The organism is Tateyamaria omphalii, assembly GCF_001969365.1.
Taxonomy (GTDB): domain Bacteria; phylum Pseudomonadota; class Alphaproteobacteria; order Rhodobacterales; family Rhodobacteraceae; genus Tateyamaria; species Tateyamaria omphalii_A.
On sequence record NZ_CP019312.1, the window covers coordinates 192,598 to 219,591 of the forward strand.

Sequence of the window (26,994 nt, forward strand, 5' to 3'; positions counted from 1 at the left end):
GGTGCCACGTTCATGTCCGACAAGACCGCAAATCAGATGTGGGGGGGCCGGTTTGCAGCGGGTCCCGATGCGATCATGGAGGCAATTAATGCCTCGATCGGGTTTGACCAGCGCATGGCGTCCCAGGACATAGCAGGCTCGCGGGCCCATGCCGCCATGTTGGGCGCCACCGGCATCCTGAGTGATAAGGATGTGGAGGCGATCCGGGAAGGGCTGCTCACGGTCTTGTCAGAAATCGAAGCAGGGACGTTTCAGTTTTCGACAGCTTTGGAAGACATCCATATGAATGTGGAAGCGCGGCTGAAAGAGATGATCGGGGAGCCTGCGGGGCGGTTGCATACGGGGCGCAGCCGGAACGATCAGGTGGCGACCGATTTCAAGCTGTGGGTGCGCGACCAGTTCGATGCCGCCGAAGGGGCGCTGTTGTCGCTGATCGCGGCGTTGCTGGATCAGGCGGAGGCGGGGGCCGATTGGGTCATGCCCGGCTTTACCCATTTGCAGACGGCCCAGCCGGTGACCTGGGGCCATCACATGATGGCCTATGTCGAGATGTTCGGGCGTGACCTGTCCCGTGTGCGCGATGGGCGGGCGCGGATGAATGAGAGCCCGCTGGGGGCTGCGGCCTTGGCCGGCACGTCATTCCCGATTGATCGGCAGATGACGGCGGAGGCGCTGGGCTTTGACCGGCCTGCGGCCAATTCGCTGGATGCGGTGAGTGACCGGGATTTTGCGCTGGAGTTTCTGGGCACGGCCAGCATTTGCGCGATGCACCTGTCGCGCTTTGCCGAAGAATTGGTGATCTGGTCGTCGGCCCAGTTCCGCTTTGTCACGTTGTCGGACCGGTTTTCCACCGGGTCGTCTATCATGCCGCAGAAGAAGAACCCCGATGCCGCGGAGCTGATCCGGGCCAAGGTGGGTCGCATCTTTGGCGCGAACACGGCGCTGATGATGGTGATGAAGGGGCTGCCGCTGGCCTATTCCAAGGACATGCAGGAGGACAAGGAACAGGTGTTCGACGCCGCCGACAACTGGATGCTGGCGCTGGCGGCGATGGATGGGATGGTGCGCGACATGACCGCCAATCGCGAGAGCCTGGCCGCCGCCGCCGGGTCCGGGTTTTCCACGGCGACGGATCTGGCCGACTGGCTGGTGCGGGTGCTGGGCCTGCCGTTTCGGGATGCGCATCACATCACCGGCAGCCTTGTCGCGCTGGCGGAATCCGAGGGCTGCGACCTGCCCGATCTGACGCTGGCGCAGATGAAAACGGCGCATGAGGGCATCACTGAAGACGTGTTCACCGTTTTGAGCGTGGAAAATTCCGTCGCATCGCGTACAAGTTACGGAGGCACTGCGCCCGTTCAGGTGCGCGCGCAGGTCGCCCGGTGGAGAGAGGTGATCGCATGATCCGCAGTCTTTGTGTCCTGTCGCTGTTGTTTGTCGCCGCCTGTGGCGCCGATGGCGAGCCCGTACAGCCCACGGGTGGCGTGACCATCGGCGTGGGGTCGAACGGCGTTCATGCGGGCGGTACGGTCGGCGTGCGGCGCGGGCCCTTGTCTGTCGGCGTGAGTCTGTTCTGATCCATGGCCCCGGTGCGCATGATTTATCTGGCCCTGGCCATCTGGGGTGCCATTCACCCGATGTACTATTTCGTCAGCTGGTTTCAGGCGAACACCTGGGACATCATGGCGATGGTGGATGCGTGGCATGTGAATGCCGCCACCAGCGGGCTGGTCTGGGACCTGACGATTGCTGCGCTTGCGTTGACCGTCTGGATCATCTCTGAGGTTGCCGTGCGGCGGAACTGGTCTGCCCTTGTCGCCATCCCCGCCACGTTTTGCATCGGTGTCAGTTGCGGCCTGCCGCTGTACCTGTTCCTGCGGTCGCGCCCGGTTCAATAAAATCTGACCTTTTGCGGCCCTAATTTCGCCCAATTCCTCGGTATTGTTTCGCCCGCAGGCACAATGCGTTCGAGCAGAGGACAGATTTTATGGAACAGACAGCCCCCAAAGCCCTTTTGGCTGCCCCGGCCAATCCGATTCCCCCCGCCCCCCAGATGATTGTCGATGTGGCCCGCGCCCATGGCGTCAGCCCGTTCCGCCAGATGCGCGAGATGTGGGCGCTGCGCCGTGGTCAGAGCCGTATGCGTGCGGATGAGTATCACACATCGGGTGTGTATGACCCGGCGCTGTCGATGGATGAGAAGAAGACCTTTGTCGGCGAGATGGGCAGCTTCAAGCTGAACAATCGCCTGTCGCCGCTGGATCTGACGCCGATGCGTGCGTTCATCCGCGACAAGGCGATGTATGCCGCCCTTCTGGAACGTCTGGGCGCGCGGACCACGCACACGCAGGCCATGGTGCATCCCAACCGCACCTGTGGCACCATCCCGGTGCTGCGCGACCCGCAGGCGGTTGTCGCGTTTCTGAAGACTGACGCGGAATATCCGCTGTTCGGCAAGCCCTGCGAAGGGTCGAAAAGCGTGGGTTCGGCCCTGATCACGGGGCTGGAGGGCGACATGCTGCGTCTGGGCAACGGGCGCGAGGTGGACCTTCAAGGCTTCGCGCATGAGCTGGTCGAGGATTATCCCGAAGGATTTATCCTGCAATCGGCGGTGCAGCAGCACCCCGACATGACCGCCATCACCGGCCCGGCGGTCGGCACGTTGCGCGTCGTGACCCTGCGGGACGAGCATGGCCCAAAGGTGCTTTATTCGCTGTGGAAACTGCCCTCGCCCTCGGCCATGTCCGACAATTTCTGGCAGGCGGGGTCGATGGTGGCCCAGGTGGGCGACGATGGCGTTGTCAGCCGCTGCAAGCGCGGCACGGGCCTTGCCGCCGAGTGGATCGACACGCATCCGGTGAGCGGGCAGCCCATTGTCGGCGCGCAGATCCCGCATTGGGATGCCGTGCAGAAGCTGGCGATGGACAACCACATGCTGTTTCCTGACTTCGGCGTGTTCGGTTGGGACATCGCGATTGATGCGGGTGGCCCGCTGGTCATCGAGTGCAACGCCAACCCGTTTCACATGCTGTATCAGCTGGCCACGGGCGAGGGCGTGCTGAATGCGCGTCACATGCCGCAGTTCGACGCGGCCATCGCGTGTTCGGCGGCGATCAAGTCGCGCCGCATCGAAACGGAAAAAGCGCGTAAAAAGGCGGGTGATCTGCCGCGCTAAACAATTGAAGCCGGGCGCCTGCTGATCTAGGCAGGCGCTCATGGATCATTTTCTCTACCGCGATGGCGTTCTGCACGCCGAGGATGTGCCGGTGGCCGATATTGCCGCCGCCGTCGGTACGCCATTCTACGTTTACTCGACCGCCACGCTGCTGCGCCACTTCACGCTGTTTGATGACGCCCTGAACGGCATGGACCACCTGGTGTGCTACGCCATGAAGGCGGCGAGCAATCAGGCGATCCTCAAGACACTGGCCCAGGCGGGCGCAGGCATGGACGTGGTGTCGGTCGGCGAATACGCGCGGGCGAGGGCGGCGGGCGTGCCGGGCGACAAGATCGTGTTTTCCGGCGTGGGCAAGACGGCGGATGAAATCCGCATGGCGCTGACCGGTGGCATCCGCCAGTTCAACGTGGAATCGGAACCCGAGATGGAGGTGCTGAACCGCGTCGCGGGCGAGGTGGGCGCCGTTGCCCCCATCACCATCCGCGTGAACCCCGATGTCGATGCCAAGACGCACGCCAAGATCGCCACCGGCAAGTCCGAGAACAAGTTCGGCATCCCCATCGCCCGCGCCCGCGAGGTGTATGCGATGGCCGGAGCGATGGAAAACCTCGATGTCATCGGCATCGACGTGCATATCGGCTCGCAATTGACGGAGCTTGCGCCGTTCGAGTTGGCCTATGCAAAAGTGGCCGAACTGACCGTGCAACTGCGCGAGGACGGGCACAACATCCGCCGCCTTGATCTGGGGGGCGGCCTTGGCATTCCCTACGCCCGCTCGAACGAGGCGCCGCCGCTGCCAACGGACTATGGCGCGCTGATCAAGCGCACCGTCGGCCATCTGGGCTGCGAGATCGAGATCGAGCCGGGGCGCCTGATTTCGGGAAATGCCGGGATCATGGTGTCCGAGGTCATCTACGTCAAATCGGGCGAGGGGCGCGATTTTCTGATCCTGGATGGCGCCATGAACGACCTGATCCGGCCCGCGATGTACGAGGCCTATCATGATATCGTGCCCATCATCGAACCTGCGCCCGGCGCGGAACAGGCCCCCTATGACATTGTGGGGCCGGTCTGCGAATCCGGGGACACGTTTGCCAAGCAGCGGATGATGCCGCGGCTGAACGCCGGTGACCTTGTCGCGTTCAGATCGGCGGGCGCATATGGCGCAGTAATGAGCAGTGAGTACAACACGCGACCACTTATTCCCGAAGTTCTGGTGAATGGTGATCAATACGCGGTGATCCGCGCACGCCCGACCTTTGACGAAATGATAAATCGCGATACCATCCCAGGGTGGCTCTGATCCTTTCAGCGCCTACATGAGGCTGAGGGCGCTATGATGTGGCCCGCGCCACCGACAAGGGACGCGATGAATGGCCAACTATTCCAAACATGACGCGCGGCGCGGGCTGAAAGCACTGCGCTGGCCGCTGACGTTCACGCGTGCGGGCATGTTTGCTGAAGCGTTCTGGCAAGCCACATGGCCACTTGCAACCGTGGTTCTGGCGGCGCTCGCCGTTTTGATGCTGGGCCTGCAAGACACGGTGATGGTCGAACTGGTGTGGTTCGCGGCGGTTGTCGCGACAGGAGCGGCTATCGGAGCCCTGGTCTATGCGCTGCGCACGTTCCGCATCCCGACCCGCGCGGCCGCCCTTGTTCGGTTGGACGAAACCCTGCCGGGCCGTCCAATCCAGGCGCTGCTTGATGAACAGGCTGTGGGGGATGGCGATGCCGCCTCGACCGCGGTGTGGCGGGCGCACCAGGCGCGCATGGCCGAACGCGCGGCACGGGCACAACCGGTGCCTGCTGATCTGCGCATCGCGCGGCGCGATCCCTATGCCCTGCGCTACGTGGCTGTCCTGATCTTTGCCGTGGCGCTGATTTTTGGTTCCATCTGGCGCGTCGGGTCTGTCGCCGACATGACGCCGGGCGGTGCGGACGGTCTGGCCACCGGGCCGGTTTGGGAAGGGTGGGCGGAAAGCCCGCGCTACACCGGTCGGCCCACCATCTACCTGAACGATATTCCGGAGGGCACGCTTGAAGTTCCTGTCGGGTCGCTGATCACATTGCGCCTGTATGGCGAGGTTGGCGCGCTGACCATCGCGGAAACGGTGTCCGGGCGGATCGGCGAAGTGCCCCCGGCCTCTGCGCCCGAGCAGGACTTTACCGTCAACCAGTCGGGTGAAATTGCAATCAATGGCCCCGGTGGGCGGACATGGACCGTCGCCGTGCTGGCCGACACAGCCCCAACCATTGAGGTCCTTGACGGACCGGAGACAACTGCTCTGGGCGAGATGACCTTGCCTTACGCGGCTTCCGACGACTACGGGGTCGAAGCGGGCGAGGCACGCTTTGCCCTTGATCTGCCCGAGGTGGACCGCCGCCACGGGTTGGCCATTGCGCCAGAGGCGCGCCCGGAGATCACGGCTTCCTTGCCCATGCCCTTCACCGGTGATCGCACCGAATTCGAAGAGGCGCTGGTCGAGGATTTTTCGGAACACCCGTGGGCCAATCTGCCGGTGACCGTCGTGATGACCGCGCTTGATGCGGCCGAACAGCAATCCGAGACCGAACCGTTCCAGATGATCCTGCCGGGGCGGCGGTTTTTCGACCCGCTCGCCGCCTCCATCATCGAACAGCGCCGCGATCTGCTGTGGTCGAAGGACAACAGCACCCGCGTCGCGCAGATCCTGCGTGCCGTGGCGCACAGACCCGACGACGTGTTCCGGCGCGAGGTGGACCAACTGCGCCTGCGCCGCGTGATCACAAAACTTGAAACCTTTGCCAGCTATGGTCTGACCGACGAGCAACAGGAAGACATCTCGCGCGATATGTGGGACCTTGCCCTTGGGATCGAGGAAGGGGATCTGGCGGACGCGCTGGAGCGGCTGCGTCGCGCGCGCGAGCGGTTGGAACAGGCCATGCGCGATGGGGCGAGCCCCGAGGAAATCGAAGAGCTGATGCGCGAGTTGCGCCGCGCCACCGACGATTACATGCAGCAGCTGTCGCGCCAGGCCGAGTTGGATCGTCAGAACAACGAAGAAAATCCGCGCAACCAGCAGTCCGAAAACCAGATGCAGATGACGCAGGATGACATCCAGCGCATGATGGACCGCATTCAGGAGTTGATGGAACAGGGCCGCATGGCCGAGGCCGAGCAGGCCCTGCGCGAGTTGCAGGAAATGCTGGAAAACATGCAGGTCACCCAAGGCCAGGGTGGCGAAGGCCAAAGCCCCGGTGAGCAGGCCATGGAAGGTCTGGCCGAAACGCTGCGCGAACAGCAGGGCCTGAGCGATCAGGCATTCCGCGACCTTCAGGAACAGTTCAACCCGAACGCGCAGGCCGGTGAAAGCCAGGGCAACGAGGGCCGCGATGGCGGTCAGGGCCGTGGTCAGGAGCACAGCCAGGGCGGTCAGGGTCAGGGCCAGCAAGGTGATACCGAACAAGGCGGCGAAGGCAACGAACAGGCCGATGGCGAAGCGCAGGGCGAAGGCGCGCTTGCCGACCGCCAACAGGCGCTGCGCGACGAATTGCGCCGCCAGCAGGGCAGCCTGCCCGGTTCCGGCACACCCGAGGGCGAGGCGGCCCGCGACGCGCTGGACCGTGCGGGCCGCGCCATGGACGGCGCCGAAGAGGCGCTGCGCCAACGCGACTTTGCCGACGCCATCGACAATCAAAGCCAGGCCATGGAGGCCCTGCGCGAGGGTATGCGCGCCCTTGGCGAAGCCATGCAGCAGGAACAGCAGGACGCCCAGCAGGGTCAGGGCACATCTGAAAGCGACCGCCGGGCCGAAGCGCGCGATCCTCTGGGCCGCGAGCCGGGATCAAACGGGTCGGTCGGCACCGAAGAGGGGCTGTTGCAGGGCGAGGACGTGTACCGCCGCGCCCGTGATCTGCTGGACGAGATCCGCCGCCGCTCAGGTGAGGGCGAGCGTCCCGATGTCGAACTTGACTATCTCAAACGCCTTCTCGACCGCTTCTGAGGGTTACTCCCCTTCGCTGGCCGTCAGATTGTCCAGCCATGTCAGACCGGCCGCAACCTGCCCGTCCAGCCACACCCGAGCGCTGTCGACCTGCGCCACATAAGAGCTGAGCAATGGGTCAACCTGCGGAACCGCTTGCGCGATGTCGGGCGCGAAAACGTAGATCACCAACAACACAATGGCGAGCAGGACCACCAACATGAAACCCCGCCGGAACCCGGAACGGTCCTGAACCGTCTCTGCGGGGTCCGCTGTCACCTCTGCGCCGGGTGTCGACTGACGGTCCCCCGTTGATCGCAGCGTGGAATTGATCTCTTCGATATCGGGCAACAGATCGCGCCGCGAGCCGATGGCAGCAGCGGTGGCCGCCGCTTCTGTCACTTGCGCAGGCGCCTCAGGCTCTTCGCCCCTCATACGGGCCATGCGGTCGCGGGCCTCACGGCCACGGCGATCAGCATCTGTTTCGGCGCTGTCCAGGCCAAGCTCAGGCTGGCTTTCCAGCGTTTCAGCGTCGCTTGCGCGCGCCTGGCTCTCCATCTCGGCCTCTTCGCGCAGGATGTCGGCCACGGATGGATCAAGCTCCCGGCGCTTTGGCGCGGGGGCGTCGGCGGGCTCCTCGTCTTCGGCCGGGCTGTCGTCTGCGGGCGCCAGATCGGCGGGCACATCTTCGATATCCGGGTCGTCGGGCATCTGGTTGGGGTGGTGCTGAAACCACGTCTGGCCACAGTTCGAACACTGCACGTCGCGCCCCTCAGCCGGGATCACGTCATCCACAACTTCGTATTGCGCATCGCAATTGGGACAAATCAGCCGCATTTCAGATCCTGCCTCGATTTTTATAGGTTACCATATGTTGTAGGCCGTGTTCATAAAAGACATAACTGCCTGCGGCGCAGGCCAAGCATTCACATTGAATCCGGCATGGTGCTGAGGCACAACAGGTCGCAAAGGGGCGGGGGGCGCACGTGATCGAGCTGGAAAATGTGGCGTACAGCTATGGCGGGGGTGAGCTTTTGTCCGACATTTCGGTCAAGCTGGCCCCGGGGTCATTCCATTTCCTGACCGGTCCGTCGGGGGCGGGCAAGACCACGCTTTTGAAACTCTGCTATGGCGCGCTTCTGCCGACATCCGGCCAGGTGCGCCTGTTCGACCGCGATGTGCGCAGCCTGCAGCGCGACGACATCGCCAAGGTGCGGCGGCGCGTGGGCGTGGTGCACCAGGATGTGCAATTCCTCGACCACCTTCCGGTGTCGGACAACGTGGCGCTGCCGCTGACCGTGTCGGGCCGCCATGCGGACGCGGCCAACGGGGATCTGACGGAGCTGATGACCTGGGTCGGCCTGACCGTGCGGGCAGATGCGCTGCCGCCAGAGCTTTCGGGCGGCGAACGCCAACGCGCGGCGCTGGCGCGCGCCGTCATCATGTCGCCCGATGTGGTGCTGGCGGACGAACCCACCGGCAACGTCGATTGGGACATGTCCCAACGCCTGCTCACCCTGCTTGTCGAGCTGAACAAGATGGGCAAGACGGTCCTGATCGCCACCCACGACCTGTCGCTGATCCGCGCGGCCAAGGCGCAGGTGCAGGCGCGCGTGCTGCGCATTTCGAACCGGCGGGTGCAGCTGGCGGGGGCGGACCTTTGAAATTCAACATGCGGACCCTGCGCGCCCTTCTGGCCGGTGATCGCTATGCCGACCGGGTCGTGCCGCCAACGGGCTTCACCGCGCAACTGACCCTTTTCGTATCAGGTGCCATGGCGTTCCTGGCGGTCTTTGCGCTTGCGCTGTCGCTGGCCTCCGGTCGGTTGGCCGACCGTTGGGGGGACGAGCTGGCGCGCACCGCCACCATCCGTATCGTGGCCCCCGAAGATCAACGTGCCATTCAGACAACCGCCGCGCTGCAAGTGCTGTCCACAACGCCGGGCGTGGCGCAGGCCCGCGCGCTCACCGACGAAGAGCAACAGGCCCTGCTTGCCCCGTGGTTCGGCCAGGACCTGCCGCTTGATACGCTGCCCGTGCCCCGGTTGATCGAGATCGAGGCAACCGGTCAGGGCTTTGACGCAACGGGCCTGCGCCTGCGTCTGGCGGCCGAGGTGCCGGGCGCTGTGCTGGACGATCATGGACGCTGGCGCGCGCCTCTCGTCTCAGCGGCCCAACGATTGCGTCTGCTGGGCTGGACCGTTGCGATGCTGATCGTCGGCGCCGTCGCGGCGATGGTGACGCTCGCGGCCAATGCGGCCCTTGCGGCCAATGCGCAGGTCATCGCGGTGCTGCGCCTTGTGGGCGCCACCGACAGCTACATCGCCAACGCGTTTGTCCGCCGGTTCACCTTGCGCGCTCTGGCAGGCTCCGCCGCCGGTGTGGCCTTGGGTGTGCTGGCCGTCTGGCTGATGCCTTCCGGGGGCGAGGCACCGGGCTTTCTGACCGGTTTGGGCTTTCAGGGCGCAGGCTGGCTCGTCCCACTTTTGCTGCCGCTTGTTTGCGCGGCGGTCGCCCTCATCGCCACGGCCTATGCCGCCAGCCGCGCCCTAAGGACACTTACATGATCCAATACCTCCGCTCGCTTGTCTTTGTGGGCCACATCTATGTCATGATGCTGGTGGTTGGGTTGCTATGGGCACCATACGCCATCGTCAGCAAACATGGCGCCCGGTCGGCCTGCAAAAGCTACAGCCGCTATGTGTTCTGGTCGATGCGCTGGATGGTGGGGATCCGGGCCGAGGTGCGGGGCACGGTGCCGTCGGGCGAGGTGTTGATCGCAGCCAAGCACCAGTCCTTTCTCGACATCATGATGATCTTCACCGCGCTGCCCTCGGCCAAGTTCATCATGAAACGGTCGATCCTGTGGACGCCCATCATCGGGCTGTATGCCAAGCGTCTGGAATGTGTGCCGGTGGACCGGGGCAAGCGCGGCGCGGCCATTGCCAAGATGGTCGAGGATGTCGAGGCCGGGCGCGCCACGCCGGGCCAGTTGATCATTTATTCCCAAGGCACCCGAGTCGCGCCGGGGGCCAAGTGCCCTTACAAGGTGGGCACCGCCGTGCTGTATGAGCAGTTGGGCCAGCCTTGCGTGCCCGTGGCCACCAATGTCGGTGTGTTCTGGCCGCGCACGGGTATCCTGCGCAAACCGGGCACCGCCGTGGTCGAGTTTCTACCTGCCATGCCCGACGGGATGTCCAAGGAGGACTTTCTGGTCCATCTGGAAGAGACGGTCGAGGCGCGGTCAGACGCGCTGATGCGCGAAGGAGGGTTCGAACCCGATGGAGTTCATTGAAGACATCGCAGCGCTTGAAGCGTTGTACGGCACACCGGGTGCGGCGTCGCTGCGCAAGGTGGCCGGTCACCTGACGCCGCTTTATGCCAGTTGGATCGACAGATCCCGCTTTGTCGTGCTGACCACCGTTGGCCCGGACGGCACCGACGGCAGCCCGCGCGGCGACGATGGCCCCGTCGTTTTGCAGCTTGATCCCAAGACACTGGCCTTGCCCGATTGGCGTGGCAACCAACGGCTCGATAGCTTGCGCAACATCGTATCGGACGGGCGCGTGTCGCTCATGTTCATGGTGCCGGGATCGAATACGGTTGTGCGGGTGAACGGGGTGGCCAGGCTCACGGCGGATGAGGACTTGCGCGCGCGCTTCGAACAGAAAGGCCGCCACCCGGCGACCGTGATCGTTGTCACATTGGGCGAAGTTTACACCCAGTGCGCGCGTGCCCTGATCCGGGCCGGGCTGTGGTCGCGCAACGATGCGGACGGTCTGCCGACGCCTGGCGAGATATTGGCTGAGGTGTCGAAGGGCGAAGAGGGCGGAAAGCCCTATGACGACGCATGGCCCGAGCGTGCCGCCCGGACCATGTGGTAATTTAACATAATGTGTCCCATCATGGGACACATCGCTCTGATCAGGGCAGCAGCACCTGATCAATGGCGTGGATCACGCCATTCGATGCAAAGATGTCAGGCTGAATGACATTGGCGCCGTTCACTGTCACGCCCGAGCCGAACTTGCCCACGATGCCGTTCACGTCCAGCGTGCCGCCCTGAACCGTCGTCACGTTCTGGCGCGTGCCCAGCACGTCGCCAGCCGTGATTTGGCCGGGGACCACGTGATAGGTCAGGATGTCGATCAGCTGGGCCTGGTTTTCGGGCAAGAGCAGGCTGTCGACGGTGCCGGGGGGCAGCGCGGCAAAGGCGTCGTTTGTCGGCGCAAAGACGGTGAACGGGCCGGGACCCTTGAGCGTGTCGACCAGACCGGCGGCCTGTACCGCAGCCACGAGGGTCGAGAAATTCGGATCGCCCGCGGCGACGTCCACGATGTCGGGGTCTTGCGGCTGCGCGCAGGCGGCAAGGGTGACAAGGGCGGCGCCGCCCCCGATCAGTTTCAATGTGCTACGACGATCCATGGTGATGTCCTCTTGTCTTTTCAAATGCGTCCGGGGCCGGAAGCGGCCTCGTTGTGATGAAAGGGGCGGTAGGGCATCGAAAACAATGGCCTGCTGCTCCCCCGTTTCGGTGAAACGTCCAAATCGGCAGAAATGTTCCCCTGCGTATGGCGCAGACCGGCGGGAATGCGCCGGTTTGGGCTGGATGGCCCCTTTGGGCGACCGCCACAGAGGCCTGGTTGAGCCATGCCCAAACAGTTTGTGTCGAATGCGTTTCAGTCGGTGGGCGCGGTTTAACAGGTCCACAAGATACCCGCGGTACCGTGCCTGCGCGATAGAAAGGAACCTCAATGTTCAAAGTAACCAGTACACTTGTTTTGACCCTCGCCCTGGCCGTTTCAGGCTGCGCCCAAAAGGCCGAGAATGTCACGGCCACATATGTGTCACCGCTTCAGTTCCAAAGCCTCAACTGCACGCAATTGCGGCAGGAAGCGACGCGCATCAGCCTGCGCGCGTCCGAGGTGTCCGGCGTACAGGACAAAAAGGCGAAGGGCGACGCCACTGCCACGGCCGTGGCCCTGGTGCTGTTTTGGCCGGCCGCATTCTTCATCAAGGGCGACAAGGCAACGGCGGCAGAGCTGGGCCGACTGAAAGGTGAGATGCAGGCGCTGGAAGCGGCCAGCACGCAAAGAGGGTGCGGTGTGAGCTTCCAACAAGGGTAATCGGTCGACCAAGGCGCGGGCCGGTTTTGGACCGTGCCTTGGTCAGACGTGGTTTTGTCCTGCGCGCCGTGTCGTGGCGCAGTTTTGTGTGCGGTGTTTAGCTATGGATCGGCCCCAAGCCGCAGGCGAGGGCCGCTTCGCGGACCGCTTCGGAATAGGTGGGGTGGGCGTGGCAGGTCAGCGCGAGGTCTTCGGCTGAGGCGCCGAACTCCATCGCGACGCAAACCTCGTGGATCAGGTCGCCCGCGCTTGGCCCGATGATGTGCGCACCCAGGATACGGTCGGTTTCGGCATCGGCGAGGATCTTGACGAAGCCGTCGGCGGCAAAGTTCGCCTTGGCCCGGCCATTGCCCATGAAGCTGAATTTGCCCGCCTTGTACTTGTGGCCGTCCTTTTTCAACTGCTCCTCGGTGACGCCGACATTGGCAACCTCCGGGTGGGTGTAGATCACGCCGGGGATTACGCCGTAGTTCACGTGCCCATGTTTGCCCGCGACCTGTTCGGCAGCGGCCATGCCCTCATCCTCGGCCTTGTGGGCCAGCATCGGGCCTTCGATCACGTCGCCGATGGCGTAGATGCCGGGCACGTTGGTCTGCCAATGGGCGTCCACGGCGATCTGGCCGCGGTCGGTCATCTTGATCCCAAGCGCATCGAGGCCGAGGCCGTCGGTGTAGGGTTTGCGCCCGGTGGCGACCAGAACGGTGTCTGCATCGACCGTATGCTCGCTGTCATCCTTGCGCAGCTTGTAGGTGACCTTGGCCTTGTTCCTGGCCACGTCCACGGATTGAACGGCGGCGCCCATGGTGAAGCTGAGGCCCTGTTTGGTCATGATCTTCTGGAACTGGCGCTGCACTTCGGCGTCCATGCCCGGCGTCACGGCGTCGAGGAATTCGATCACCTGCACCTCTGATCCCAGACGGCTGTAGACCGACCCCAGCTCAAGCCCGATGACGCCTGCGCCGATCACCACCATTTTCTTGGGGATCTTGCCCAGCTCCAACGCGCCGGTGGAGGAGACGACGATTTTTTCGTCAATCTCGACACCCGGCAGGGTGGCCACGTCAGAGCCGGAGGCGATGATGATGTTCCCCGCCTCGTGCACCTCGTCCCCGACCTTGACCTTGCCCGCTTCGGGGATGCTGCCCCAGCCCTTGAGCCAGTCGATCTTGTTCTTCTTGAACAGAAACTCGACGCCCTTGGTGTTCTGGCCAATCGTGTCGGTCTTGTATTCCAGCATCTGTTTCCAGTCGACCGAGGGGCTTTTGCCCTTGAGGCCCATGGCGGCGAAGTTGTGTTCGGCCTCGTGCAGCATGTGGCTGGCGTGCAAGAGCGCCTTGGAGGGGATGCAGCCCACGTTCAGGCAGGTGCCGCCCAGGGTCTCGCGCCCTTCGACGCAGGCTGTTTTGAGCCCCAGTTGCGCGCAGCGGATCGCGCAGACATAGCCGCCGGGGCCGGAGCCGATGATGATTACGTCGTAAGAAGCCATGGTCTTGGTCCTTTTGTTTTGCGGTCGGACCGGGGCGCTGCCCCGGACCCCGTGGTATTTTGGGTCAGAAGAAGATCAGATGAGCGTTGCGATGAGCATGAGAGGGGCGGCGAGAAAGCCCACCATCCAGATCAGCGACCGCCACGGGGTCAGGCCGAAATAGTAGGCGGGGATGTAAAGCGTGCGGGCGATCAGGTAGGTCCAGGCGCAGGTGGCAGTGAAGGCCGTGTTTGCGTTTGCGAGCGACACCACGGTGACCGCGATCGTGAAGAGCGCGAGGCTTTCGAAGTGGTTTTCCCAGGCGCGGATCAGGCGGGCGGTCTTGTCGGACACCTGGTCCTGGATGCTGCCGCCGAGGCGTGTGCGGTCGCGCGGCGAGAGCGTCTTGCCCGGTGACAGTTCGATGTTCGTGGGCACGGCCATCAGGCAGAACTGGATCACTTGCAGCAGCGCGGCGAGGGCGAGGGCGGTGAGTTCGGGTGTCATGCGGCTTGCACCGCCTGTGCGATCAGGTTGGCCCGGTGGTCATAGCTGCCGATGCGGGCCGACGGGTGCGGCGCGGTGACGTGGTCGATGCCGAAATGGCGCAGCACCCGCGCGCTGTCGGTGCCGAGGGCGACAGGGCGGCGGCCCAGCAATTCGTGCCTGCCGATGGCGTCAAAGCTGGCGCGCGCATGGGCGGGCGGGATCGTGCTGGACCGTTTTGGGGTCAGAAGGTGAAAGATCGGGGTGATGTAAATATCGGCCCGCGTGAGGTTCAGGAGTTTGAGAACCCGGTCAATGACCTTGTTGTAGGGGATGTTTGGCAGATAGCCGATGCGCTTGAGTTGGTTATGGTGCGCGCGGGCCGAGGGCGCGTCGAGCCAGTCCTTTGACATCAGAAGCGGGCCTGTGAGGTTGCCCGAGGTCATCTGGATGGGCGAGACATAGTCGCCATCGAACCCTGCCTCGGCCAGCGTTGGATAGCCCGGCAGGCGGAAGGCACGCCGTGCTGCGATGGCGCGGTGGTATGCCTGTGTCAATGTCATTCGGTGGCAGGTTGCAGCAATACGGGGTCGGGCGGCGTGCCGAACATGCCCAGCACCATGATGACGAGGCCGACCATGGAAGCGATCCATGCGCACGAGCGCACGAGCGGAATGCCGGAGGCGTAGGCGGGGACGTAGGCGACGCGGGCCCAGAACCAGAGGGCGGCCCCAAGTGCTGTGGTTTCTGTGTTGAGGTTGGTGACGGTGAGCGCCAATGCGACGGCGGCGAAGGCGGGAAAGTAGGTGACGTAGTTCCAGAGGGCGCGTTCGATACGACCGGCAACGGCGTTCTGATCGCGCTTTTCGTCCTGCGGGCCGAGGGCCCAGCCGATGCCTTTGGACAGGTCCGACAGGGTCGCCTGGATCAGGACATGGGCGATCAGGAGGAGGGTGGCGTAGGTGAGGTAGGTGAGTTCGGGTGTCATTGTGCTGCTCCCATGATCTTGAGCACGTTTCCATCTGGGTCTTCCAGTTCGAGACTGCCAGAACCGTCTGCGTTTTCATAAATCTTGGCAGTTTCGGCAACGTGTCTCACGCGTTCGAGCGTGGCCTCAAGATCGGGAGCGGAGAGGTGAAAGTCCAGTGACCCTCCCAGCGACCTGTTGCCACCTCCGGCACCGGGAACGTAGAGGGCCAAACCGGGCGCGGGTTGGGAAAACTGCGCCCAGCCGAACTCTTGTGCTACGAAGTCCACATTGCATCCAAGCACCGCTTCATAGAAGGCAACCGACCTTTTCAGATCGGACACCGGTATCTTCAGAAGTGCGAGATGCAGGGACATTGGGTCAGAGATCCATCAACAACCGCCGCGGATCCTCCAACGCTTCTTTGACCCGGACGAGGAACGTCACCGCCCCCTTGCCGTCGACGATCCGGTGGTCGTAGCTGAGCGCCAGGTACATCATAGGCCGGATCACGACCTGACCACCGATGGCCATGGGCCGGTCCTGGATCTTGTGCATCCCCAGGATGCCCGATTGCGGGGGGTTCAGGATGGGCGAGGACATGAGCGAGCCGTAGACGCCGCCGTTCGAGATGGTGAAGGTGCCGCCCTGCATTTCGGCCATGCTCAGCTTGCCGTCGCGGGCGCGGGCGCCTTTTTCGGCGATGGCCTGTTCGATGGCATGGAAGGACATGGCGTCCGCGTCGCGGATCACCGGCACGACGAGGCCGGTGGGCGTGCCTGCGGCAATGCCCATGTGGACGAAGTTCTTGTAGACGATGTCGGTGCCGTCAATCTCGGCATTCACTTCGGGCACTTCTTTCAGGGCGTGGCAGCACGCCTTGGTGAAGAAGGACATAAAGCCCAGCTTGACCCCGTGTTTCTTCAGGAAGAGGTCCTTGTATTCGTTGCGCAGGGCCATGACCTCGGTCATGTCCACCTCGTTATAGGTGGTGAGCATGGCGGCGGTGTTCTGGCTGTCTTTCAGGCGCTTGGCGATGGTTTGGCGCAGGCGGGTCATCTTCACCCGTTCCTCGCGCGCGGCATCGTCCGCGGCGACGGGCGCGCGGGGGGCTGCGGCGGGGGCTGACGGGGCGGGCGCGCTTGCGGCGGCGGCCACGGCCTTGGCCACGTCCTCTTTCATCACGCGGCCGTCGCGGCCTGTGCCGGTGACCTTGTCGGCGCTGATCCCGGCTTCGGCCATGGCCTTTTGGGCGGAGGGGGCGTTTTCCACGTCAGAGCGGCCAGCGCCGTCGCCTGCGGGCGGGGTCTGGTAGTCGCTGGTGGGTTCCGCGCTGCCTTCGGTTGCGGCAGGGGCGGCGCCGGAGGAAGAGATGACGGCCAGTTTGGCAGAGGCGTCCACGGTGGTGCCTTCGGGGGCTGTGATCTCGGCCAGCACGCCGGAGGCCGGGGCGGGGACTTCGACGCTGACCTTGTCGGTTTCCAACTCACACAGCATTTCATCCTGCGCGACGCTGTCGCCCACGGCCTTGAACCATGTGCTGACCGTCGCCTCGGTCACGCTTTCGCCCAGGGTCGGGACCATCACGTCGACGCTGTCACCGCTGGGCGCGTCTTTGGCGGGTGCCTCCTCGGCCTTTGGTTCGGCTTTGGGGGCGTCGTCGGTCTTACCTTCGGTGGACCCTTCGGCGATGTTGGCCAGCAGCGCGTCGACGCCCACGGTCTCGCCTTCGGCGGCAACGATGTCGGCGAGGGTGCCAGCGGCAGGGCTGGGCACTTCGACCGTCACCTTGTCGGTTTCCAACTCGCACAGCATCTCGTCCACCTCGACAGCGTCGCCGGGTTTCTTGAACCAGGTGGCGACGGTGGCTTCGGTGACGCTTTCGCCCAGGGTGGGCACGCGGACTTCGGTGGTCATATTCTTATCCTTCGATGGTCAGCGCTTCGTTTACGAGGGCTGCTTGTTGGGCTTTGTGCTGGCTGGCCAGACCCGTGGCAGGGCTGGCGGAGGTGGCGCGGCCGACATACATGGGGCGCTGATGTTTGGCCTTGATCCGGGTCAGGACCCATTCGATGTTGGGCTCGATGAACGTCCAGGCGCCCTGGTTCTTGGGCTCTTCCTGGCACCAGACCATTTCGGCGCCTTTGAACCGCTCCAGTTCCTTGACCAGAGAGATCGCCGGGAACGGATAGAACTGTTCGATCCGCATGATGTAGACGTCGTCGATGCCGCGGGCGTCCCGTTCTTCGAGCAGGTCGTAGTAGACCTTGCCCGAACACATGACGACGCGCTTGATCTTGTCATCCTTGGCCAGCTTGGTGTCCGAAATGCCCTGTTCGGCGTCGTCCCACAACACGCGGTGGAAGGAGGAGCCGGTCGTGAACTCCTCGGCCTTGGACACGGCCAGCTTGTGCCGCAGGAGCGATTTGGGCGTCATCAGGATCAGCGGCTTGCGGAAGTCGCGGTGGATCTGGCGGCGCAGGATGTGGAAGTAGTTGGCAGGCGTCGTGCAGTTGGCGACGATCCAGTTGTCCTGGCCGCACATCTGCAGGAAGCGTTCCAGCCGGGCAGAAGAGTGTTCGGGCCCTTGTCCTTCGAATCCGTGGGGCAGCAGGACCGTCAGGCCGGACATCCGAAGCCACTTCGATTCACCTGAACTGATGAACTGGTCGAACATGATCTGCGCGCCGTTGGCGAAGTCGCCGAACTGTGCCTCCCACAGTGTCAGGGCGTTGGGTTCGGCCATCGAGTAGCCATACTCGAACCCCAGCACCGCGTATTCCGACAGCATCGAGTCGATCACTTCGTAATGCGCCTGACCGGCGCGGATGTTGTTGAGGGGGTAGAACCGTTCCTCGGTCTCCTGGTTCACGAAGCCCGAATGCCGCTGGCTGAACGTGCCGCGGGTACTGTCCTGACCAGACAATCGCACCGGGAACCCTTCGGTCAGAAGCGAGCCAAAGGCGATGGCCTCGCCCGTGGCCCAGTCGAACCCTTCGCCGCTGTCGAACATCTTTTTCTTGGCGTCGATCAGGCGGCCCACGGTCTTGTGCATCGGGAATCCGTCGGGCGAAAAGGTCAGCGCCTTGCCCACATCGGCCAGCGTTTCGGGCGCGATGGCCGTCTTGCCGCGTTGGTAATCGTCCTTGTTCTTGTCGAGATGGGACCACTTGCCGTCCAGCCAATCGGCCTTGTTCGGTTTGTAGTCCTTGCCCGCTTCGAACTCGTCATTCATGCGCGCCTGGAAGGCGGCTTTCATGTCCTCGATCTCTCCTTCCGGGATCAGGCCGTCCTTGACCAGCCGCTCTGTATAGAGCGTGAGGGTCGTTTTGTGTTTCTTGATCTTCTTGTACATCACCGGGTTGGTGAACATGGGCTCGTCGCCCTCGTTATGTCCGAACCGGCGGTAGCAGAAGATGTCGATGACCACGTCCTTGTGGAACTTCTGCCGGAACTCGGTCGCGACCTTGGCCGCGTGGACGACGGCCTCGGGGTCGTCGCCGTTCACGTGGAAAATCGGCGCCTCGACCACCAGCGCGTTGTCGGTGGGGTAGGGGGAGGAGCGCGAGAAGTGGGGGGCCGTGGTGAAGCCGATCTGGTTGTTGACCACGATGTGCATGGTGCCCCCCGTGCGGTGCCCGCGCAGGCCCGACAGCGCAAAGCATTCGGCCACGACACCCTGACCGGCAAAGGCCGCGTCGCCGTGCAGCAGGATCGGCATCACCGTCGTGCGTTCGCGGTCGTTGTTCTGGTCCTGCTTGGCGCGCGCCTTGCCCAGCACCACGGGGTTCACCGCCTCGAGGTGCGAGGGGTTCGCGGTCAGGGACAGGTGCACTTCGTTGCCATCAAACTCGCGGTCCGAGGACGCGCCGAGGTGGTATTTCACGTCGCCGGACCCATCGACCTCTTCGGGTTTGAAGCTGCCGCCCTGGAATTCGTTGAAGATCGCCTTGTAGGGTTTCGCCATCACGTTGGCGAGGACCGACAGGCGCCCCCGGTGGGGCATCCCGATCACGATGTCCTTGACCCCCAGCGCGCCGCCGCGCTTGATGATCTGCTCCATCGCGGGGATCAGGCTTTCGCCGCCATCAAGGCCAAAGCGCTTGGTGCCCATGTATTTGACGTGCAGGAATTTCTCGAACCCCTCGGCCTCGACCATCTTGTTCAGGATCGCCTTGCGCCCCTCGCGGGTGAACTGGATTTCCTTGCCGAACCCTTCGATCCGTTCCTTGAGCCAGCTGGCCTCTTCGGGGTTGGAGATGTGCATGTATTGCAGGGCAAAGGTGCCGCAATAGGTGCGCTTCACGATGGCCACGATCTCGCGCATGGACGCCACTTGCAGGCCGAGCACGTTGTCGATGAAGATCGGGCGGTCCATGTCGGCCTCGGTGAAACCGTAGGATTTTGGATCAAGTTCGGGGTGCGGGGTCTGGTCGCGCATGCCCAGCGGATCGAGGTCTGCCACAAGGTGACCCCGGATGCGGTAGGCCCGGATCAGCATGAGCGCGCGGATGCTGTCGAGCACGGCGCGCTTGATCTGGTCGTCGGAGACCTCAACGCCTTTCTCGGCGGCCTTGGCCTTGATCTTGTCCCCGGCCCCTTTGACCTCTGCCGGGGCGGCCCATTCGCCCGTGAGGGCCTGGGTCAGGTCATCGCCGGGTTGCGGCGGCCAATCGGCGCGCGCCCAGGACGGCCCCTCCGCCTCGCGTTTGACGGAGACCTCATCATCCCCATCGCCTTGAAAAAAGCCTGCCAACTTTCGTCGACTGCGCCGGGGTCATTGGCATAGCGGGCGTACATCTGTTCGAGGTATTCCGCATTGTGTCCCTGCATGAAGGACGAGGCATGGAACTGGTCGTTGGGGGACTGGTCGGTCATTGCAATCACTCCGGTGAGGTGTTGGGGGGCGCGGACGGGCGAAGGTCAGATGGCATCAGGCGGCTCCAATTGTGCTGGAGTTCTGTCCGATCAGGCCCGCGTCGGCCGGATCGGTGGAATAGTCGAATTGCTCGAATGCGCCGCGCTCGAGGTCGAGAAACTTGCGCGTTCGACGGGTGTCGAAGAAGTCGGCGACGGGACGGCCCGCGAGCCGGTCATTGCCTGGTTTCAGATGCGAGAGGTCCGAGCATAGCTCTGGCACCCCGATACGGCCGAGGGCCGTTTCGACGCCGGTCCTGAAATCCTCGAACCGAATGGCGAAGTCCAGGCACCAGGCGCCGTTGACCTTGAACATCGCTTCCTGCGTGCGCACCGGAAAGTCATCCAGAAAAGCGTCGAAGCCCTGCAATAGGGCGTCGAAACCCTGCTCGCTTTCCTTGGTGACGCGAAGGCGGAACAGAAACTGCGACACGATGCGCGCGAACGGGTTCCGCACGACCGAGAATTTGAAGTAGCTGCGCCAAAGGTCGGTGGGGACCTTGTCGCAAATCTCTTGCCCGGTTTGGTGATGATACCATTTCGGCGGCACCGGTTCGTCGCCCAGGCGCCCGCGAAAGCCGACGATACCGGCATTGGTTTCTATCGGGGGTGTCTTGTTCTTTACGACCTGCCCGGGCGGGACGCACAAATGCTGCAGCAGCCGTTCAACCGACGTGCCACCGGATTTCGGTGACTTGATGAAGATGAACTTATGGCTGTGACTGATAAGCATGATGTCGCAGGGGGATGATGGTCGCGCTGGCCGAAGCCAGCGCGGCGACCCTTTTACCCCTTGATCGCCTCCATCACGGCCTCGCCCAGCGTCGCGGGGCTGTCGGCCACCACGATGCCTGCGGCGCGCATGGCTTCGATCTTGTCCTCGGCGCCGCCCTTGCCGCCAGCGACAATGGCGCCCGCGTGGCCCATGCGGCGGCCCGGAGGGGCGGTGCGGCCTGCGATGAAACCGGCGGTGGGCTTCCAGCGGCCCGCCTTCTTCTCATCCGCCAGGAACTGCGCGGCGTCTTCTTCGGCAGAGCCGCCGATTTCTCCGATCATGATGATGCTTGTCGTTTCGTCATCCGCCAGAAACATTTCCAGCACGTCGATGTGTTCGGTGCCTTTGATCGGGTCGCCGCCGATGCCCACGGCGCTTGATTGGCCAATGCCAAGATCGGTGGTCTGCTTGACCGCTTCATAGGTCAGCGTGCCGGAACGGGACACGACACCGCAGGACCCGCGCTTGTGGATGTGGCCGGGCATGATGCCGATCTTGCACGCATCAGGCGTGATGACACCGGGGCAGTTCGGACCGATCAAGCGCGAGGACGAGCTTTCCAGCGCGCGCTGCACCTTCATCATGTCGAGCACCGGGATGCCTTCGGTGATGCAGACGATCAGGGGCATTTCGGCGTCGATGGCCTCAAGGATCGAATCCGCGGCAAAGGGCGGCGGCACGTAGATCACGCTGGCGTTGGCTTCGGTCACGTCCATGGCTTCGTGCACCGAGTTGAAGACGGGCAGGTCCAGATGCGTCATCCCGCCTTTGCCCGGGGTCACGCCGCCCACCATCTTGGTTCCATAGGCGATGGCCTGTTCGGTATGGAACGTGCCTTGCGAGCCGGTGAGGCCCTGGCAAATCACCTTGGTGTTTTCATCAATAAGTACGGCCATGAAGCTTTTCCTTGGTTGGTCAGGCGCAGACGCCATGGGTCTGCGGCGAGAGGGTTGTTTCGGCGAAGGGGACGGGGTCGAGGCGGGCATGCCCGCGCGCGACGGCGAAGAAAGTTGAAAGCGGATAGGCGATTTCATAATAGGCGCGGTGCAGCTTCTGACGACGCAACTGCCACCCGGTCGGGCGGCTGCGCACGTCGTTGTGCGCGGCGTGGTCATGCGGTTCGTTGCCCTGCACGACAAGCGCTGGCGTGACCTGGGCCACACCCAGCTTGCGGGCCACGCGCGAGGCGTTGAGGTTGAACAGCAATTGATCAACCGTCAGCTTGTACGGCTGCTGATCCAGCAACACTTTGGCCGCATGACGGGTCAGCATGTACCCGGCCGCCCCGGTGTGACGGGACAGGACCTGGCGCACTTCGCGACCGAGATGTTCGTGGCCGGGGCGCATCAGCACCTTGAGGGTTCCGCTGCGCCAGCGTTCCAGCTTGACGATATGCGCGCTCTCCGGCCACCAGCACAGATCGTAAAGCCATTGGCCCAGGTCATGCGAGAGATACACGTCATCCTCGATCACGAGGCAATGGCTGGCACCGCTGTCGACAAAGCGTTGCCACACCTGTGCATGGCTGATCGTGATTGCGCGGTCCTGCCGCTTGAACACACCCCAGGCCCCGAAGGCGCGCGACAGCCGGTCGATGTCGCCGCGCGTGTCTTGGCGGTGGTCAAAGGCAGGGTGCACGTAGGGTTCAACGCGTGCGGCCTGCAATTGCGGGGCCATCAGGTCGCGCCGTGATTGCGCCTGCGCCAGGTTGATCATTTCGCAATAGACCTGGGTCATTCCGGTAACCCCATCCCGGCGGGCAGGCGGTCCACCCCGATAAAGGTGCGCGCCCCGCGCCGTCCGATATGCACAACCGCCACGCGGCCGCGCAGCAATTCGCGGCCTTCGATATAGGCGGTGCCGGGTTCGGCCGCGTAGGGTGCGGGCAGGGGGATTGGTGTGCCGAAGACGGGCGGTGTCGCCATCTTGGACTGCACGGCGTTGACGGCATCGCGCACGTGGTCGCCATCGAACGCCACCTCGCATCGGCGCTCGGCATGGGCCGGAGCATCGGGCGCGGGTTCGAGGGACGTATCCCAAAAGGTCAGGTCAAAGGGCAGGGGGGTGCCTGCGGTGTCCTGCATGTTGGCCAGTGCCCGCGCAGGCGTTTGGCCTGCCTTGAAGCACCAGGTGGTGAACGCATCAATCGCGGGATGCGCCATGGCAGAACCGGACCAAAGAAACAGGCCAATGATATGTAGTGCCCTTAACGCCATGCGATCCAAGCTCCGGCACCCAAACCGGTTGTTCGCACATTGAGGGTCGTGCCGGCAGGCGCGCCAACAATCTGCCAGCTTTGTTGTGCGCGGCCGCGCGTTTGTGTGGGTTCCAGTCTGAAACCGGCATCCGCCAGAGTGCCGATTTTCTCCTGCGCAATAGCTCGCGAGCCCACGCTGATCGTCGAGACGCCACACAATGCGCGGTCACCGCCCGCAGTGTTCACCTCAGTCTGCGTTCTTATCGGTCCGTCTGGTATGCCACCGACCAGAACCTGTCCGCCGGTACTATTGGTTCGATTCCGCGCAGGGCCATCGAAATCCCGCAGATTGACAGCAAGCATTCGCATCGGAAGTCTGCTGACGTCCGAAACCGAGGCCACGCAGATATCGCGGAAAGCCTGGACCGCGCGAGCCTGCCGTGTGTTCGGGCGAGCGCGCTCGGGCACCGACACGGTGGACGATGCGCTTTGCAGCCGCGCATCCGGCACTGTCGCCGCCTGTGCCTGCGCAGCACCGAGTCGCGCTTCGGAACTGAGTGCCTGCCGCTGTTCCAGCCAAACGGCGGTCGAGGCGAGGCCCACGGGCGGGAAATTCTCCTGCACGGGGACGTTGGGGCGGCTTGCACTGCAGGCAGCCAGAACAGAGAGGGCCGCGATGATCAGACCGGTGCGTCGCATCGCCCTAGCCCTTGACCGCCTTCACAATCTTCTGCGCGCCGTCCTTCAGGTCGTCGGCAGCAATCACATCAAGGCCGGAATTGTTGATGATGTCCTTGCCCTGCTGCACATTCGTGCCCTCAAGGCGGACGACCAGCGGCACTTGCAGGCCCACCTCTTTCACGGCTGCGACCACGCCCTCGGCAATCACATCACAGCGCATGATGCCGCCGAAGATGTTGACGAGGATGCCTTTGACATTGGGGTCGGACGTGATGATCTTGAAGGCTTCGGTCACCTTTTCCTTGGTCGCACCGCCGCCCACGTCTAGGAAGTTGGCAGGCTCGGCACCGTAGAGCTTGATGATGTCCATCGTCGCCATCGCCAGGCCAGCGCCGTTTACCATGCACCCGATCTCGCCATCCAGCGCGATGTAGTTCAGGTCGTATTTGGAGGCGGCAAGTTCCTTGGGGTCTTCCTCGGTCTCGTCGCGCAACTCATTGATGTCGGCATGGCGGTAGATGGCATTGCCATCGAAGCTGACTTTGGCGTCCAGCACCTTCAGATCGCCGCTGTCGGTCACGATCAGCGGGTTGATCTCAAGCATCTCCATGTCTTTTTCGATGAACGCTTTGTACAGGAGGCCCATCAGGCCCACGCATTGCTTCACCTGCTTGCCTTCCAGACCCAGCATGAAGGCGATGCGGCGGCCATGATAGGCTTGGTAGCCGGTGGCGGGATCGACGCTGAAGCTGAGGATCTTTTCGGGGGTTTCGGCGGCGACCTCTTCGATGTCCATGCCGCCCTCGGTCGAGCAGACGAAGGACACGCGGCTGGTCACACGGTCGACCAGCAGGGCCAGATACATCTCTGTCTCGATGCCCGAGCCGTCCTCGATATATATGCGGTTGACCTGCTTGCCCGCGGGGCCTGTCTGGTGCGTGACGAGGGTGCGACCCAGCATCTTTTTGGTCTCTTCGGCGGCTTCCTCGACCGACTTGGTCAGGCGCACGCCGCCTTTTTCCCCGGCATCCGCTTCCTTGAAGCTGCCCTTGCCGCGGCCACCGGCGTGGATCTGCGCCTTGACCACCCACATCGGGCCATCCAACGCGCCTGCTGCGGTCTTTGCGTCTTCGGCCCGCAGGACAACGCGCCCGTCCGAGACCGGGGCCCCGTAGCTGCGCAGAAGGGCTTTGGCCTGGTATTCATGGATGTTCATGGCGGTTTGATCCCGTATAGATACGTCAAGGTTGGGGCCTATTCGACCAACACAGAACAGTGCGTAAACGGAAAATATGTCGCACCGGGGGTTTTGAGGGGTGAAATCGTGATTTTGTGATCACTGCATGAAATCGTGTGATCACAAATTACGAATTGTAAAGGAATCAGACGGGCAGTGTCGCAATTTCCTATAAAATCAATGGAAAACGGGCTGCGCTGGGGGGCGGTCCTGACAGCCAACGAACCCCTGGCGCTGGTCGAGACGAATGTGCGCTGGCATCTTGCGACCGGCGCATCGGCCATGTTCGTGTTTCTGGACGACCCGGATGACCCGGCGGCTGAGGCGCTGTCGGACATCACGGACTGCACGGTCCAGCTGTGCGACGATGCCTATTGGCGGGCACGGCGTCCGCACAAGGGGCGGCCCGCATCGCAGATGCGCCGCCAGACCATCAACGCCAACCGGGCACAGAACCGATGCGATCTGGACTGGCTCTTTCACATCGACGCGGACGAGTTCATCTGGCAGGACGACGATTTGGCCGCAGAGCTGGCCGCGCAGACCGATCCACAGACGGAACTGAACCTGCCGGTGTTGGAACGCATCTTTCCCCCGGGCGCACAGTCGACACTGTTCGAAGGCACGTACCGTGCCAGTTCGGACCTGACGGAAGACGACGCCGAAGCCGCCTTTGCCCCGTTCACGCAGTTCATGAAACGGGGTCAGTATTCGCATGGCGCGGGAAAAAGCGGTGTGCAGGTCGGGGCTGGTCTGCGCCTTGGGGTGCACAACGCGACGCGCACCGGGTCCGAGGGACGGCAGCGGCGCGCGGCCAAGCGTGTCTCGACGACCGCGCGGCTTCTGCATTTCGACGGGCTGACCCCGCTGCATTGGCTCATGAAAGGGCTGCGCTATCGCCAGACCCCGCCCGATGTGCAGGCCGCCATTCTGCAGCCGCATCGGGCCGCGCAAATCGAGTGGCTGTTGGACAACGCCACCAATCTGGAACAGGCGCGGTCGGCGCACCGCACACTCTTTGCCCTCAGCCCCGAACGGCGCGCACAGCTTACACGCTTCGGCCTGTTGCGCGACATCCCCTTCGACCCGGCCCGTGTGCTTGGCCCGGACTGCCCGGATCTGCACATGGCCGGCTTTGACGCCGATCTGATGCGTCGCAACCCGGCGTTGGCAGGCGTCGTAAGCACTTAGGTCGGCGCCGCCGGCTCGGTCGCCTCCTTGTACGCCTTCCACTTGCCGTACAGCAGGTAGAGCAATGCAATCTGTGGAATGGCCGTCGCCAGAAACGGCAAACCTGCCGTGATATCCACGACAACCACAAATCCCAAAGCGCCAAGGATGCGGTTGCGATCCTTTTTGAACTTGGTCCGGACCGGGCTGTCCTCGACCGCGGACGCGGGCGGCGCGGCCTCTTCCTCCGAGGGGGGCAGGGCCCCGCCCGGCGTCACTTTGGGCCCCAGATTGTCCAGCAGTCGCGGGGCGGTGACCCCCTCGGCAATGACCGCGTAAACGCCAATCTCATCGGCCAGATGTTTCGGCGTTGTCGGACCCAGGGGCCGCATCTCGACCGTGCCCAGATTGTTGCGCGCCGTGTCATAGACGTATTGCGACACCAGGATACCACCCACATCCGCCATCTCCTGCAAGCGTGCGGCAAGGTTCACGCCATCGCCGAGCAGGTCATCGCCCTCGATGATCACGTCGCCAAGATGGATGCCCAACCGAAACGGCAGCAGATCGGGGCGGCTGTTGATCGTGCGCTGGATGTCCACGGCGCAGCGGACGGCGCCCACCACCGACGGGATGTCCGCAATCAGCCCGTCGCCGGACGTATTTGCAATCCGCCCCCCGCATCTGGAAATGGCAGCGTCAATGATGGCACGGGTGCCGCGCAAGGCGCGCACGGTGCCCTCCTCATCCAGACTCATCCGACCGGAATAGTTCGCAGCATCCGCGGCCAGAACCGTGGTCAGCTTGCGTTCTATGGGGCGCGTCTCGGGCATG

General features: G+C 63.6%; 27 protein-coding genes and 1 pseudogene. 12 read left to right on the forward strand and 16 right to left on the reverse strand.

Going from position 1 to position 26,994, the window contains the following annotated elements:
• Positions 1 to 12: 12 nt before the first annotated feature.
• The 6 genes from argH to BWR18_RS00890 all read left to right on the forward strand — a co-directional run bounded on the left by argH (position 13) and on the right by BWR18_RS00890 (position 7,161).
• On the forward strand, positions 13 to 1,404 hold the full coding sequence (argH, locus tag BWR18_RS00870; protein WP_076626266.1) for an argininosuccinate lyase: 1,392 nt from the start codon (positions 13 to 15) through the stop codon (positions 1,402 to 1,404).
• On the forward strand, positions 1,401 to 1,577 hold the full coding sequence (locus BWR18_RS21845) for a hypothetical protein (protein ID WP_172839338.1): 177 nt from the start codon (positions 1,401 to 1,403) through the stop codon (positions 1,575 to 1,577). The genes argH and BWR18_RS21845 overlap by 4 nt, the downstream gene beginning before the upstream one ends.
• 3 nt (positions 1,578 to 1,580) lie before the next feature.
• A complete protein-coding gene (locus BWR18_RS00875; protein WP_076626268.1) occupies positions 1,581 to 1,898 on the forward strand; it encodes a DUF2834 domain-containing protein in 318 nt (105 codons plus the stop codon).
• 89 nt (positions 1,899 to 1,987) lie between these two features.
• Positions 1,988 to 3,175 (forward strand): sugar-transfer associated ATP-grasp domain-containing protein, encoded by a 1,188-nt coding sequence (locus BWR18_RS00880; RefSeq protein ID WP_076626269.1) that lies wholly within the window; start codon positions 1,988 to 1,990, stop codon positions 3,173 to 3,175.
• A gap of 40 nt (positions 3,176 to 3,215) precedes the next feature.
• On the forward strand, positions 3,216 to 4,481 hold the full coding sequence (gene lysA, locus BWR18_RS00885) for a diaminopimelate decarboxylase (RefSeq protein WP_076626270.1): 1,266 nt from the start codon (positions 3,216 to 3,218) through the stop codon (positions 4,479 to 4,481).
• Positions 4,482 to 4,551: 70 nt separating this feature from the next.
• On the forward strand, positions 4,552 to 7,161 hold the full coding sequence (locus tag BWR18_RS00890) for a TIGR02302 family protein (protein ID WP_076626272.1): 2,610 nt from the start codon (positions 4,552 to 4,554) through the stop codon (positions 7,159 to 7,161).
• Positions 7,162 to 7,164: 3 nt separating this feature from the next.
• Here BWR18_RS00890 and BWR18_RS00895 read toward each other — a convergent pair whose 3' ends face one another.
• Positions 7,165 to 7,977, reverse strand: coding sequence for a zinc-ribbon domain-containing protein (locus BWR18_RS00895; RefSeq protein WP_076626273.1), 813 nt, complete (start codon positions 7,975 to 7,977; stop codon positions 7,165 to 7,167).
• 149 nt (positions 7,978 to 8,126) lie between these two features.
• Here BWR18_RS00895 and BWR18_RS00900 point away from each other — a divergent pair, with 149 nt between their 5' ends.
• The 4 genes from BWR18_RS00900 to BWR18_RS00915 are packed head-to-tail and all read left to right on the forward strand — an operon-like array spanning position 8,127 to position 11,023.
• Positions 8,127 to 8,804 carry a cell division ATP-binding protein FtsE gene (locus BWR18_RS00900; protein WP_076626274.1) on the forward strand — a complete coding sequence of 226 codons (678 nt, stop codon included), beginning with the start codon at positions 8,127 to 8,129 and terminating at the stop codon, positions 8,802 to 8,804.
• Between the two features lie 8 nt (positions 8,805 to 8,812).
• On the forward strand, positions 8,813 to 9,706 hold the full coding sequence (locus BWR18_RS00905) for a cell division protein FtsX (RefSeq protein ID WP_076630036.1): 894 nt from the start codon (positions 8,813 to 8,815) through the stop codon (positions 9,704 to 9,706).
• Positions 9,703 to 10,434, forward strand: a complete 732-nt coding sequence (locus BWR18_RS00910; RefSeq protein ID WP_076626275.1) for a lysophospholipid acyltransferase family protein — start codon at positions 9,703 to 9,705, stop codon at positions 10,432 to 10,434. The genes BWR18_RS00905 and BWR18_RS00910 overlap by 4 nt, the downstream gene beginning before the upstream one ends.
• Positions 10,421 to 11,023 (forward strand): pyridoxamine 5'-phosphate oxidase family protein, encoded by a 603-nt coding sequence (locus tag BWR18_RS00915; RefSeq protein ID WP_076626277.1) that lies wholly within the window; start codon positions 10,421 to 10,423, stop codon positions 11,021 to 11,023. The genes BWR18_RS00910 and BWR18_RS00915 overlap by 14 nt, the downstream gene beginning before the upstream one ends.
• Before the next feature lie 40 nt (positions 11,024 to 11,063).
• Here BWR18_RS00915 and BWR18_RS00920 read toward each other — a convergent pair whose 3' ends face one another.
• Positions 11,064 to 11,564 carry a fasciclin domain-containing protein gene (locus BWR18_RS00920; protein WP_076626279.1) on the reverse strand — a complete coding sequence of 167 codons (501 nt, stop codon included), beginning with the start codon at positions 11,562 to 11,564 and terminating at the stop codon, positions 11,064 to 11,066.
• Positions 11,565 to 11,893: 329 nt separating this feature from the next.
• On the opposite strand from BWR18_RS00920, the gene BWR18_RS00925 reads away from it, so the two are divergent.
• A complete protein-coding gene (locus BWR18_RS00925; protein ID WP_076626280.1) occupies positions 11,894 to 12,265 on the forward strand; it encodes a hypothetical protein in 372 nt (123 codons plus the stop codon).
• Between the two features lie 97 nt (positions 12,266 to 12,362).
• Here the strand turns inward: BWR18_RS00925 and lpdA are convergent, their stop codons facing one another.
• From lpdA to sucC, 13 genes and pseudogenes are all read right to left on the reverse strand, one after another.
• Positions 12,363 to 13,751: a dihydrolipoyl dehydrogenase gene (gene lpdA / locus BWR18_RS00930; protein WP_076626281.1), complete on the reverse strand. Its 1,389-nt coding sequence runs from the start codon at positions 13,749 to 13,751 to the stop codon at positions 12,363 to 12,365.
• A 75-nt stretch (positions 13,752 to 13,826) separates the two neighbouring features.
• The gene (locus tag BWR18_RS00935) at positions 13,827 to 14,237 is read right to left on the reverse strand and encodes an MAPEG family protein (RefSeq protein WP_076626282.1); all 411 of its coding nucleotides are present in this window, start codon (positions 14,235 to 14,237) and stop codon (positions 13,827 to 13,829) included.
• Entirely contained in the window at positions 14,234 to 14,779 is a 546-nt protein-coding gene (locus BWR18_RS00940; RefSeq protein WP_076626283.1) for a hypothetical protein, read from the reverse strand. Before BWR18_RS00940 ends, BWR18_RS00935 begins: the two co-directional genes overlap by 4 nt.
• Positions 14,776 to 15,204: an MAPEG family protein gene (locus tag BWR18_RS00945; protein ID WP_076626285.1), complete on the reverse strand. Its 429-nt coding sequence runs from the start codon at positions 15,202 to 15,204 to the stop codon at positions 14,776 to 14,778. Before BWR18_RS00945 ends, BWR18_RS00940 begins: the two co-directional genes overlap by 4 nt.
• Positions 15,201 to 15,560 carry a VOC family protein gene (locus BWR18_RS00950; RefSeq protein WP_076626287.1) on the reverse strand — a complete coding sequence of 120 codons (360 nt, stop codon included), beginning with the start codon at positions 15,558 to 15,560 and terminating at the stop codon, positions 15,201 to 15,203. The genes BWR18_RS00945 and BWR18_RS00950 overlap by 4 nt, the downstream gene beginning before the upstream one ends.
• Positions 15,561 to 15,564: 4 nt before the next feature.
• A complete protein-coding gene (gene odhB / locus BWR18_RS00955) occupies positions 15,565 to 17,100 on the reverse strand; it encodes a 2-oxoglutarate dehydrogenase complex dihydrolipoyllysine-residue succinyltransferase (RefSeq protein ID WP_076626288.1) in 1,536 nt (511 codons plus the stop codon).
• 4 nt (positions 17,101 to 17,104) lie between these two features.
• Positions 17,105 to 20,061: pseudogene (locus tag BWR18_RS00960) on the reverse strand (2-oxoglutarate dehydrogenase E1 component).
• Positions 20,062 to 20,116: 55 nt separating this feature from the next.
• Positions 20,117 to 20,833, reverse strand: coding sequence for a sulfotransferase family 2 domain-containing protein (locus BWR18_RS00965; protein WP_076626289.1), 717 nt, complete (start codon positions 20,831 to 20,833; stop codon positions 20,117 to 20,119).
• A 53-nt stretch (positions 20,834 to 20,886) separates the two neighbouring features.
• Positions 20,887 to 21,771, reverse strand: a complete 885-nt coding sequence (sucD, locus tag BWR18_RS00970; RefSeq protein ID WP_076626291.1) for a succinate--CoA ligase subunit alpha — start codon at positions 21,769 to 21,771, stop codon at positions 20,887 to 20,889.
• A 19-nt stretch (positions 21,772 to 21,790) separates the two neighbouring features.
• Positions 21,791 to 22,612, reverse strand: a complete 822-nt coding sequence (locus BWR18_RS00975; RefSeq protein WP_076626292.1) for a glycosyltransferase family 25 protein — start codon at positions 22,610 to 22,612, stop codon at positions 21,791 to 21,793.
• On the reverse strand, positions 22,609 to 23,037 hold the full coding sequence (locus BWR18_RS00980) for a hypothetical protein (protein ID WP_254684908.1): 429 nt from the start codon (positions 23,035 to 23,037) through the stop codon (positions 22,609 to 22,611). Before BWR18_RS00980 ends, BWR18_RS00975 begins: the two co-directional genes overlap by 4 nt.
• Positions 23,038 to 23,081: 44 nt before the next feature.
• Positions 23,082 to 23,771: a hypothetical protein gene (locus BWR18_RS00985; RefSeq protein WP_076626296.1), complete on the reverse strand. Its 690-nt coding sequence runs from the start codon at positions 23,769 to 23,771 to the stop codon at positions 23,082 to 23,084.
• A 4-nt stretch (positions 23,772 to 23,775) separates the two neighbouring features.
• On the reverse strand, positions 23,776 to 24,969 hold the full coding sequence (gene sucC / locus BWR18_RS00990) for an ADP-forming succinate--CoA ligase subunit beta (RefSeq protein ID WP_076626297.1): 1,194 nt from the start codon (positions 24,967 to 24,969) through the stop codon (positions 23,776 to 23,778).
• Between the two features lie 177 nt (positions 24,970 to 25,146).
• On the opposite strand from sucC, the gene BWR18_RS00995 reads away from it, so the two are divergent.
• A complete protein-coding gene (locus BWR18_RS00995) occupies positions 25,147 to 26,181 on the forward strand; it encodes a glycosyltransferase family 2 protein (protein WP_172839339.1) in 1,035 nt (344 codons plus the stop codon).
• Here BWR18_RS00995 and BWR18_RS01000 read toward each other — a convergent pair.
• A complete protein-coding gene (locus BWR18_RS01000) occupies positions 26,178 to 26,993 on the reverse strand; it encodes an adenylate/guanylate cyclase domain-containing protein (RefSeq protein WP_076626301.1) in 816 nt (271 codons plus the stop codon). The two genes, BWR18_RS00995 and BWR18_RS01000, sit on opposite strands and share 4 nt — an antisense overlap.
• Between the last annotated feature and the right edge of the window lies 1 nt (position 26,994).